Below are 11,625 nucleotides of genomic sequence, written 5' to 3'. Positions count from 1 at the left end.
CCTTTGGCCCATTAAATCTTAACCTCTCCTTCTTTTCTAGATGTTTAGTATATTTGTAAAAATGTGAAGATTTTGTTCTAATAACCAAAAATCACATTCAGTACACTGGTTTATTTTTCAAGATCGAGCAATTGAAAATATTTAACTAATCTAGCATCTGACTTGAAAGTTGATACAACAATTACTCTATTAAAAATCCATTTTCCACAATTTAGAATAAATAGTGTGGTAAAAAAATATAATTATTAATTTCAAATTAAGTATAAAGGCAGTTTGCAAAAAATCTCGGTTATAAATTTCTTGTCATTTTTTAATTTTTTTAATATTTTTAATATTTATTTAATTCAACTGTTGACGTCATAATATTTTGAATTTATATTTTTTATATCAAATAAGAAATTACTGGATATATCCTGACAATAATTAACGAGGTTCATATTAAGGACAAAAGAAAGAAGGCATAGAAAGTGAATACAACGTTATTAAATAGTCTCTTGCATCAGATACAAAAGAAAAATTGGAATAATTTAAAACTATCCCAAGTATCTGGTGTTTACAAAACTGATATAAGCAGAATTCTAAATAATAAAAAACCCATTTCTTTACTGAATTTAGATGCTTTTACCCGAGCTTTCGAATTGCCGGAAGACACTTTTTATTCTTATTACATTAAGGAATGTTTCCATGAGAATGGATATTTAAGCAAATCAAGAGGTAGGGACTTTTTGTATAAATGTGCTGAAAAAGAATATGAGGAGCCACTTCAGAAGCTTTTAAATACTTTATTACAAGAAAGATCGAAGCCAATTCTTACAAAAAATTTAAACTTTGTTTTTTCCGTTGCTGAATCACTTTTTTTTAATGGGAAAGAGAAACAATCATTGCCCCTATATGAAATCATCATTGAAAGTATGCCAAACCATTTTTCTGAACAAGTTGCCATTAGTTATTTTAGGAAGTTTTATTTGGTAAGAGGTACTGAAGAAGAACAACAAGCTATAGCACTTGTTTTAAAGCATATACCTTATATGCCAAACGAATTTCAACAATTGTCTTATGTATGGATCTCAGCAGTGTATCATCATCGTGAGCAATGGGACAAGTCATTGCATTATGCGAAAATTTTGGAGAAAACAGCAAAAGAAGGAACTTGGTATGCAGAGGCTCTAGTGCTCCAGGCGTTTGCATTAAGACGAGTGAATGGTACTTTAAATGAAGTATTAGAACTGATCGACCGTTCCGCTCAAGCTAGTGACTACCATGCGAAGCATGCCCTAGGTAACCGTTTAATCACCTATATGGAATTTGAACGCCTTGAGTATTTAGATCAATTCATCTCCTGGTATGAAGGGAGTCACTACATCTTTTTAGGTTTACCCTATATGCTAGAAGGATTATTAAAAACAGCTCGTATAGAGGATGCTCGTCATTTGTTAAATCGATTTCAACACATTATTAAAGAATTACCGAATAGCGATCAACCAAGTAGAATTAGAAGCTACTTGCATTTCCGCCATGCACATGCCTTATATCGTTGTGCTCGTAATGAATTGAATGAAGGACTACACGAACTATTAGATGTAGCAAATAAAGCTCTCGAATTAGGAAATTTAAGTAGATTTAAGAAGTGTCTCCAGAGTTACTGGAATTATAAAAATCATATTACTATTGAACATGAAAAAAAATTTACACAGTTACTAAGTTTATAATAAACAATGATTTTATCAGAACGATTTAATGAAAGCCTTTTTTCTACTTCAATGCTTTTTATTCAGCTAAAAATTTAGTTTATTCTGATAAATAAACCTGTTATCTTTAAAAATCTTTTAATTACACATAAAGACTACTTCAACTTCGATTATTGAAGTAGTCTTTATCTATGGGCGTTTTTATCTAAAACCATTCTGTTCAGCTTTTTGCAATGAATATTATTTATCACAAAAAATAGAATTCTATAAAAAAAGCCCAAACCTTATATACCTAGGTTTGAGCCTTCTCATCTTTATGATCCCAACTGGAAGCCAACAAGCGACCCCTACCCTGTCAAATACAGAGTACGAGTCTTATACAGTAATTATGAATATTTTAGTTCTATTAAGTCCAGTAAACCAAGCGGTCGCTGTAATTTTATTCATTGTAAGTCTTTTAATTCTATTGTTTCTAATTAGTCTGTACAATTTTTGTGCAATCGAAAAGTAACGCTATTATGAGGTAAGGTGAATTGCACAAATTTGAAATTGAAGAAGAAATCAAGAGTTTAACAATTACTTAAACGCTTTGATAACAAAATAAATAGATTAGTATATGGATAAATATTATTATCATTTAACATCTGCTTCGATTAAGCTAAGCGCTAGAAGATCTTAATAATTATAGAAGTTATGATCCTACATTTTAAAAATTGAAAAAACGTATTTCGATGAATGATATAAGCAAGTATAAATTTTTCAAACTACTTGTCATTCTTTTATCAAGGCTCTGCTAAAGTAAAATCTTGATATTTAATATTTGGAAAAGGACTGTCTAAATTTTGACAGTCCTTTCACAATTTTATTGAATTAATGCGTTATTCAATGTGGAATTTCAGTTTGTTAACTAAATGGTTAGCCTCTTTTTTTAAGTGCTATCAATAACATTATCATTGTTCTTATTTTGTTGTTATCATTGACATATGTTTTATATTACTAATTGGAGTTCAAAAATTGTGATAAGTAAACGCCAGGTGTTCATGCGTTTTTTTACATAGTACCCTTTACCATCTTATATTAAGCTTTTACTTTTGAAGAAAATTCATATAAATCTACCGCTTCATTTACTGTGAATCCTTTATGAACGATGGAATGTATCGCTTGGATCATTGCAAGAGGATGCTGAGATTGCCAAATATTTCTTCCCATATCTACCCCAGCTGCACCTTGCTCCATAGCATTATACGTAATTTCCAGTGCTTCACGAATTGTATTAAATTTTGGACCTCCTGCAATAACTATTGGAACCGGGCACTTACTCGTTACCTGTTCAAAGTCGTCGCAGTAATAAGTCTTTACAATATCGGTTCCCATTTCAGCAAGAACTCTTGAAGCTAATGCTAAAAACCTAGCATCCCGTTTTTCAAGCTCTTTTCCGACAGCAGTAATTCCAAGTACAGGTATACCGTAATCATGAGCATCAGTTACAACTTGAGCTAGATTTGTTACTGTTTGAGTTTCATAGTCAGATCCAATAAAAACCGAAACCCCTACACCAACAACATTATGGCGAATTGCTTCTTTTATTGAAGTAACGATCCTTTCATTCGCTAGATCCTTCCCTAACGTTGTAGGACCGCCCGAAACACGAAGAACCATTGGTTTTTCCGTATTTTTCGGAATACATGCTGCAAGTGTACCTCTTGTTAAATATAGCGAATCCGTGTATGGAAGTAAGTCTCTGACAGTTTCCTCAGGCTTTTCTAAGCCTCTTATTGGCCCTAAGAAGTAGCCATGATCGATTGCAAGCATTACTGCTCTCTTATTTGGTAATATTTTGTTTAATCGATTTTGAAATCCCCAGCTCACTATCTATTCACTCCTTAACTTGATTTCTGGATTCATTATATTCACAACATCTCTTTCTAAAATATGCGGAGATTTAATGAAGAGGGCTTTAAAGGTTTTGTCAGTTTGATTGATAAGGTAATGTGCATCGCCTGGGCGGCATTGAATCATATCTCCTGGTATTGTAGGAACCTTATTACCATTAATATAGAAATCTATCTGCCCTTCGAGGATATAGAAAATTTCTTCACAAACTGTATGATAATGGTTTTGAAAGTCTTGACCTGGTTTCAATACAACCACACCAATATCTACGTTCGGACCTTTTGTTAAATATTTCGGCCCATTGTCGCCAAACCGATAATCGAATTCATTTTCGTGAACTTTCTTCATCACTTCACCCCCTTTTCATATTATTCCAGACCAGGTGCCTTCCACATATGAGTCGTTAAACCACGATCAGCAAGTTGAAGCTGTTCTAGATATACAATTCTCCATTTTTCATAGATTTCTAGATATTGGTCATGGTTTTCAACGTTAGGTATATGTGTCCTCTCCCACTTTACAACTTGGTTAACTGCTTGATGGATATTCTTATAAATTCCTATGCCAATCCCCGCAAATAGTGAGGTACCTAATGCTGCTGCTTCTTTAACTACAGGTACTTTCACTGGCACTCCAAGAACATCTGCAAGGGTTTGACTCCAAAGTTTTCCTTTCGAAGCACCACCAGTAAAAATAACTTCACTTGGATAATAACCAGTTTCTTCTTCTATAATCTTTAAGTTTCCTAGTGTGATAAGCGCAGCATTTTCTTGAATCGATTTAAACATTTCTTTTTTACCAGTCTTTAGAGGATCTAGAGTGAGATTAATAAATGATGGAGATGCATGGCGCCAAGCGCTATAATTCATCGTATCTGAAAAGATAGGAATAATCCCATTTGCCCCGATTGGAACATTTTTTGACTTTTCTTCTAAAATTTCATACGGGTCTCTACCGGTCACTTTTGCTTCTATTTTTTCCAAATCACAAAATGCATCACGAAACCATCTCATTACAAGCCCAGGAAAAAAAGCAATGGTTTCTAGCTGCCATAATTCAGGCACTGCATGGCAGTTAACACGGATACGGCCACTTTTGTCAACTAAAGGCTGTCTCACATTGACTTCCTGCTGCCAAAATGATCCACCTGATACAACGGCTTGCCCCGCTTTTACCGCTCCGACGCCAACAGAAGCCATCTGAGCATCCCCGCCTCCACAAATAACCGGAGTTCCTGAATTCAAACCTGTATACGCTGCTACTTCATCCATCACGTAACCGATAACAGTACCAGCCTCATTTACATGCGGAAATAAATTATTTTTTAGTCCACACATTTTTACAACATCACTTTCCCAATTCCTCTTCTCAATATCAAATATCCCTGTAGTACACCCATTTGAAGGATCCACTTGTAGTTTCCCTGACAATTTATAAAGAATCCAATCATTAATCATAGTCATGTAAGTGGCTTTTTTATAAATCCCTGGTAAATGATTTTTTATCCACAAAAGTCTAGGTAGTGCCCCTAATGCAAACATTTGACCTGATAACCTATAAATCTTGTATTCTAATTCAGGATCTAATTCCTTTAATGCTTTGACCTCATCCGAAGCTCGAGCATCTACATTTGCACAAGCCCAAATCTCCTTACCCATTTCATCATAAAGGACAATTCCTTCCCTCATACTCGTAGCACTTATCGCTTTTATTTTTTTTGCGTCAACTCCTGTTTCTTCAATAACAGACTTTACACACTGAACGACTAACTTCCAGTTTGTTTCCCAATCGAAATCCATAGACCCTGGATACTTTTCATTTGATAAATGGTTCCATTCTATTTGTGAAAAACCAACTTGATTTCCTAATTGATCAAACAAAACAGCGCGAATACTACCTGTACCAGCATCAAATGCCAGAATGTACGCCATTAGTTTATTTCACCTCCAAATTGAGTAATGAAATAGCTGTAGCTTCATCTGTTATTAACGTCTTAATATAGTTACCTTTTAAAGCTCCGTAGATGGCATCAATTTTTTTCTCTCCACCGGCCTCGGCTATAAGTTGAAGCTAAAAATGGAGCAGGAATTACATGTATATCCTGGAGTTTTTCCAAACCGCCATCTTTTTGGGACGATAATGGAGATAGTAATGAATTATTACTAATGGTATGAATACAGTAGTTGGTTTGAAATTCTAAATGACTGATACAGATAGAAATTTTTCTCTTTAGTAAAGTCCTCTTTTTACTTTACTCTTATTGATATAATCATATTCTTGAAAATTAGCGAGAGACTCATTAGAGACAAAATATGTAGTTTTACCTTATCGTATAGTTGATACGAATAATTTAAATTACACTTTATAATGAATATGATGAAATAAGAAGGAATAAAGCAGTTTTTAAATCATTCATTAACAATTTGTTTGAACCAGATGAACGAAGGTTATCATTTATTTTTTGTGAAGAATAAAAAAAATCATAACCACCATTTTAACTGGTAGTTATGACTTAATAGAGTTATATCATTCAATTGTTCTGTTAGAAATTAGATATATTAGCTTATTTTACTTTCATCTAGTGCATGTTGCCAACTTGGGTAATAATGCAAAGCACTCCGCATTAAATCAGGGTAATGTTGTTTTACCTCTTTTTTACGTAGAGAATTCCCTTCGTTATGTAACTTTTTGATCTGAGTAATGACTTCCTTTGATGTTAATTTGACATCCATTCTTCATTCCTCCCTTTCAAAGTTATCAAGATTATTTTTCCCTTTGGCTCACAAAATGAAACTATTAACATAGGTGAAAATCATCACATCTATGTTTCCGAAAATTCTAACATATAGATTAGCTATTGTGAAGTAACTTACTCCTGTATGATATTAAATAAAACAAACTACCTATCTTAAACTCTTTATGATATTACTTCTGTCCTGTTAATTGACAAATAAACTCAGCATCATCGATATCTTCACAAATGAAACTGCGTTATTCATTAAATGACTAGATAAAGAAAACTCGCCGATTGGCGAGCCTTTAGGCGAAGACAGAGGGGTAGTTGCACTTATACTTATACCTAAAATTGGCATCTACGTCGACCGATCCTCACCGTTGCCAATTTATACTTTCTTAATGTGGAACAAAAGACCAATAGCGACATGCTATTGGTCTTTCTTTAATCAACATGACTTAAGTTTCTGCCCCAAACAACTGTTTCTTTATATATCTAGGACTGTTATAAAACAAAAAAACCTCTTGGTATACAAGAGGTTTAGGTATAATCCCAACTGGAAGCCAACCAGCGACCCCTACCCTGTCAAATACAGAGTACGAGTCTTATACAGTAATAATGAATATTTTCGGTCAATAGTGTCTACTAAATCAAGCGGTCGCTGCAATTTTATTCATTGTTATTCTTTTATTTCTTTGGCTTCTAAATAGTCTGTGCAATTAAAGTGATTTAAGTGTGGTAGGGTGTTTTATACTGTTTCAACTACTTGCATACGCGATTTCAATTATTCGCTCTTATACTGGACTATTTTCTTTAAATAAATATTGAGCCAACAGTGATTTTTGTTTATTTCACCTATTAACACGTCTATTAATTCAAAAGAAATGATGGGTATGATTGGTCCAAAAATCTCTACTTTCATTACAAGATTAACGAGCAAACAGTTGTGTCAAATTTTTTATTTTGTATCTTGAATTCTAGTAATTAATAGGAGCCTTAATCAAACAATATATTTCATTATTATTCTTCATCTCTCACTTAGGATCAGCAGAAAATTTGCAAGAATGGTTAAATTCTCAAGCTGATAAACAAATCAGTAAAGAGGAATTAATTGAAATTATGAAAGAAAGTTTAGAAAAGTAAAAATGGGATGTAATCTTGGGGGAATTTTACCACTCCCCTAATTGTATTAAACTGCCAAATAATGAAATAGAGGATGATCGATTAATGATCATCCTCTTTTAATTGTTTGCTATTGCTATTAAATTTATTTAACAAACGTATTTAACATGACGGAATCACAATGAAATTCATGCAAGTTTGTTGTTGTGAATTCAGCCAACTTCGCTTTAAATTATGAACGCGTTATTTTTTTATTATTTCTGTTTTTTCTTGTTTACTTTAGATAATCTTCCTAATGTAAAGGCACCGACCGCTAAGCCAATCATGGTGTTGTTTTTTTTATTAAAGACCTGTTTTGCTACAAGGTTTAAATTTTGTGGTCTTTCCGCAAGCCGACGCATAAAGTAACCGTACCAATCCTTTCCAAATGGCACATAAGTGCAGAAATTGCAGCCTTCACTTGCTAGTTTCAATTGAAGGTCTTTTCTGAAGCCGTACAGCATTTGGATTTCAAATTTATCGTTCGGAATATTATTTCTTTTTACAAAATCTTTAACATGTTGGATGATTTTGTGGTCATGTGTTGCAATAGAAGTGAATTTTCCATTTAACAAGTGCCATTCTATCAACTTAATAAAGTTTTTATCAATGTCTTTCTTGTCTTGGTACGCATATTCCTCAGGCTCTTTATATGCACCTTTTACAATACGAAGGCGAAAATCTTTATACTTTTCGAGATTTTCTTGTGACTGATAGAAATATGCCTGGATAACGGTTCCCACATTATCATACTCCAAAGAAAGCTCATCTAAAAGATCAAACGAAGGCTTTAAGTGTCCATAATCTTCCATATCAATATTAACAAAAATCCCATATTGATGTGCCTGGTGAACAATTTCCTTTAAATTACTCAAACAAAAAGAGTACTCAATGTCCAAGCCCAATTGAGTCGGTTTTAACGAGATATGTGCATCTACTTTATTCTTATGAATGGCTTCGATGACTTTCAGAATTTGTTCTCTAGCCTGGATTGCTTCTTCCTTTTTAAAGACAAATTCCCCTAAGTTATCGACCGTACATGAGATTTCATGTTTATTTAGCTCTTTAATGCTTTTAATTACTTCTTCAATATTTGTACCAGCTACAACACTTTGCGCCCCCATTTTTAAACCATACTTTTTAGCGGCACTGTTAAGAAATTGGTTTTGTGACAAGGCCATAAAAAAATCTTTCAATAACATATTGATTCCTCCCATATTTTCCTGCTACCTAAATCTAGTTAAAATATTTCTGATGTGTCCTCAAATCCTTTGTTGCTTTATTTAAATGCAATTTTTGTGCCAAATTAAAAAACTACTTTATACTTGATTTTTCGAAATTTGTGTAAACTATATGTATACAAAAGTGTAAACGAAGTGTAAAATATAAACACTTTTGTAAACCATTAAACAGTGATAAGGTGATTGGATATGTTAAAAGAAAAAGTTTCACTTCTGTCCATTTCCCTTCCTTTAGATGAAGAGATTCATACAGAAAAAATAAAACAATTCTCTGTCGACACCTTGCTTTCAGAGGTTGAAGAAATAGTTCTAGACCAAGATATTGTTCTTGTTGATGAAGCTGGAAGGCAAGTGCGCAGGGTCCCCTTCACTACATTAATAAATGCTATTTTTCAAGAGTGGCAAAAGCTTTCAGGTGTTTATCAGACCCTTCTGCGTGCCGTAGATAATGCCATTACAATAGTTGACAGTGATGGAAAAGTTGTTGCATGGAATCCTAAGGCAGAAGATTTGTACAAAACTTCTGCTGAAGAAATGATCGGCTCTAAAATTACGAATCGCTTTAAAGAGGATTCTGTAGTTTTAATGTCCACAATGAAGGAAGGAAAAGGGGTTATTCGGCATTATAGCCAGCCACAGGAAGATGTCCATGTATTAATTAACACCTTACCAATATTCATCAGGGATAAGGTGGTAGGGGGAATTTCCGTTGAAAGTGATATTACAGAAATTGTAAAACTAAATAATGAACTTACAACTACCACTGCGTATATTCAAGATTTGGAAAATCAGATTGGGAACAAGGATATTATCGATCCCTTCCACAAAATTAAAGGAAGAAGCCAGGCGATAAAAACTTCCATTTCTTTGTCCAAGAAGGTCGCCCATACAGATGCAACCGTCGTGATTACTGGTGAGAGCGGTGTTGGTAAAGAGTTGTTTGCACAGGCTATTCACAAAGCAAGTCCCCGTTCAAAAGGGCCATTTGTTGATCTTAACTGCGGGGCCATTCCCTCTGCGCTTTTTGAAAGTGAATTATTTGGTTATGAAAAAGGTGCATTTACAGGGGCAATAAAAGAAGGGAAGCTAGGAAAAATAGGGACAGCAAAGGGTGGAACATTATTTCTCGATGAAATTGGGGAAATGCCATTAGAGCTTCAAGTAAAATTGCTGCGTGTCTTGCAGGAGAAACAATACTATCGAGTTGGCGGAAACCAACCTATTCCTATAGATGTACGAATTCTTTCAGCAACTAACCGGGATTTGGAGAAAATGGTGGAAGAAGGATTATTTCGTGAAGATTTATATTATCGGTTAAATGTGGTTACGATCCCTATCCCACCCCTCAGAGACAGAAAGGAAGACCTTCCTGAACTTGTCCGATTATTTTTAAAAGAGTTTTCCATCAAATACCGGAAACCGGTTCCAGTCATTTCTCCGGAAGTGATGGTAACATTCATGCATTTTCCTTGGAACGGCAATATCAGGCAGCTAAGAAATATAATTGAGCGAGTAATGATATTTACAGATGATAATATAATCAAATCTGAACAATTGCCAAATGAATTTTTTAAAAGACACACAAAGTCTCAATCGCCTATTCTCGGAGAAGCAGAATTACTCGGAGGGGATGAAAAGTCACTAATAATACATGCCCTAAAAGTAACATATGGGAATAAATCAGCTGCTGCAAAAATGCTTGGTGTTTCCAGGGTGACACTTTATAACAAAATGAAGAAATATGGGCTTTTATAATGAGATGTAATTTTTAACCAAAAAAGTGATCGCCCAATAGAAATTTAGCGATCACTTTTTTCAAATAACATCTATTTATTTTGTAGGAAAGGTATTTAGCTCCTTAATTTTGGGAGTACCAGTGGTTGTCACCACCCGCATTAACATTCCTCTTCGGGATTTAGCTTGTAAATAAATTTTTTCAATACTTTAACAAAGATTTCCTAAGCGAGAGGAAAAAAACTGAGATTAAAGGGAAAATTCCAGTATCAAAATGGTTAAAGAAAATTTATGAAAATAGACATTATAATCGACTAAACAGCCGATCAAGTTGTTCAACTATTGCATGCGTTAGTTGCTTAAGTATTATGTATTAATTACTATCTGGATCATATTTTTCAAAATATCTTACCAAAATGAATGCACAAACTACTATTCCAATTATTACTCCTATAAATTCACTAATTCCCAATAATTTAGATATCAAACTAAATACTAAAATAGATAAACCATTAATTACAATTTTTAAAAGTATATATATTTTACGGTTCATTTTTATTCCTCTTGTTTTTATATTATTTATGAGAAAAGTTTGAAGGATAACCACCTGGTAATCTTCAACTAATGCATGCGTTAGTTGCATTAGTATGAGAAATTTATAAACTTATTGAATTGCTTTTCCTACTTGATCTACTTTCAAGCCAAGATGATTTCTAATTTCAAATGAAATATCTTCTACGCTTTTTTGATCCGCCACATAGTAATATACTCCATTAATTTTTTCATTTTCGCCATCGCACTTTAAAGGCTCAATATGAGTAGTAATATCTTTTGGTAAACTACTATATAAAGAAAGAGCATCTCTCATACCTATATTTGTACGAATATTTTTACTGAATTCTTTTGCATATGTATCAGTTTTTAAAATTGATTTCGGAGATTTGATTTCTTTTAAAATCGCAGTAAGAACCTGCCTTTGTCGCTCCTGACGTCCAAAGTCACCATTTTTTTTATCTCGTTTTCTCATACGAGAATATGCAAGTGCCTCTTGTCCATCAAAGTGTTGCTCCCCTTTAGTAAAATAGATTTTTTTCTTGGCTTAGTATACTGTTTCACTTATGATTAATTAATTTAATTGAAGAGGAAAAATGTACATTTTATTATCATGAATAAG

The 11,625-nt window shown here is 33.5% G+C and carries 9 protein-coding genes and 1 pseudogene; 2 read left to right on the top strand and 8 right to left on the bottom strand.

The genetic code is table 11. The features are described 5' to 3' along the window. Window positions 1–467 precede the first annotated feature (467 nt). Entirely contained in the window at window positions 468–1,709 is a 1,242-nt protein-coding gene (locus CN692_RS01760; RefSeq protein ID WP_142317479.1) for a hypothetical protein, read from the top strand. Between the two features lie 1,056 nt (window positions 1,710–2,765). Here CN692_RS01760 and lsrF read toward each other — a convergent pair. The 6 genes and pseudogenes from lsrF to CN692_RS01735 form a co-directional block, all read right to left on the bottom strand. Next, window positions 2,766–3,557, bottom strand: a complete 792-nt coding sequence (lsrF, locus tag CN692_RS01755; RefSeq protein ID WP_098117280.1) for a 3-hydroxy-5-phosphonooxypentane-2,4-dione thiolase — start codon at window positions 3,555–3,557, stop codon at window positions 2,766–2,768. A 3-nt stretch (window positions 3,558–3,560) separates the two neighbouring features. After that, on the bottom strand, window positions 3,561–3,929 hold the full coding sequence (locus CN692_RS01750) for a cupin domain-containing protein (RefSeq protein ID WP_098117279.1): 369 nt from the start codon (window positions 3,927–3,929) through the stop codon (window positions 3,561–3,563). 20 nt (window positions 3,930–3,949) lie between these two features. Next, window positions 3,950–5,512, bottom strand: coding sequence for an autoinducer-2 kinase (gene lsrK / locus CN692_RS01745; RefSeq protein WP_098117278.1), 1,563 nt, complete (start codon window positions 5,510–5,512; stop codon window positions 3,950–3,952). Between the two features lie 4 nt (window positions 5,513–5,516). Continuing rightward, window positions 5,517–5,645, bottom strand: a pseudogene (locus tag CN692_RS01740) (sugar-binding domain-containing protein); the annotation flags it as partial. 494 nt (window positions 5,646–6,139) lie between these two features. Next, entirely contained in the window at window positions 6,140–6,313 is a 174-nt protein-coding gene (locus tag CN692_RS25960; RefSeq protein WP_179865677.1) for a hypothetical protein, read from the bottom strand. Between the two features lie 1,378 nt (window positions 6,314–7,691). Next, on the bottom strand, window positions 7,692–8,678 hold the full coding sequence (locus CN692_RS01735) for a proline dehydrogenase family protein (protein WP_098117277.1): 987 nt from the start codon (window positions 8,676–8,678) through the stop codon (window positions 7,692–7,694). Window positions 8,679–8,906: 228 nt separating this feature from the next. Between CN692_RS01735 and CN692_RS01730 the strand changes: the two genes are divergently transcribed. After that, window positions 8,907–10,472 (top strand): sigma-54 interaction domain-containing protein, encoded by a 1,566-nt coding sequence (locus CN692_RS01730; RefSeq protein ID WP_098117276.1) that lies wholly within the window; start codon window positions 8,907–8,909, stop codon window positions 10,470–10,472. 352 nt (window positions 10,473–10,824) lie between these two features. On the opposite strand, the gene CN692_RS01725 is transcribed toward CN692_RS01730, so the two are convergent. After that, window positions 10,825–11,004: a hypothetical protein gene (locus tag CN692_RS01725; RefSeq protein WP_098117275.1), complete on the bottom strand. Its 180-nt coding sequence runs from the start codon at window positions 11,002–11,004 to the stop codon at window positions 10,825–10,827. 111 nt (window positions 11,005–11,115) lie between these two features. Next, window positions 11,116–11,538, bottom strand: coding sequence for an LCP family protein (locus CN692_RS01720; RefSeq protein ID WP_098117274.1), 423 nt, complete (start codon window positions 11,536–11,538; stop codon window positions 11,116–11,118). Window positions 11,539–11,625 lie beyond the last annotated feature (87 nt).

This window comes from Bacillus sp. AFS002410 (genome assembly GCF_002556365.1).
Taxonomy (GTDB): domain Bacteria; phylum Bacillota; class Bacilli; order Bacillales; family Bacillaceae_G; genus Gottfriedia.
Note: the sequence above shows the minus strand (reverse complement) of the source record. Positions and strands in the feature narration are given on the sequence as shown.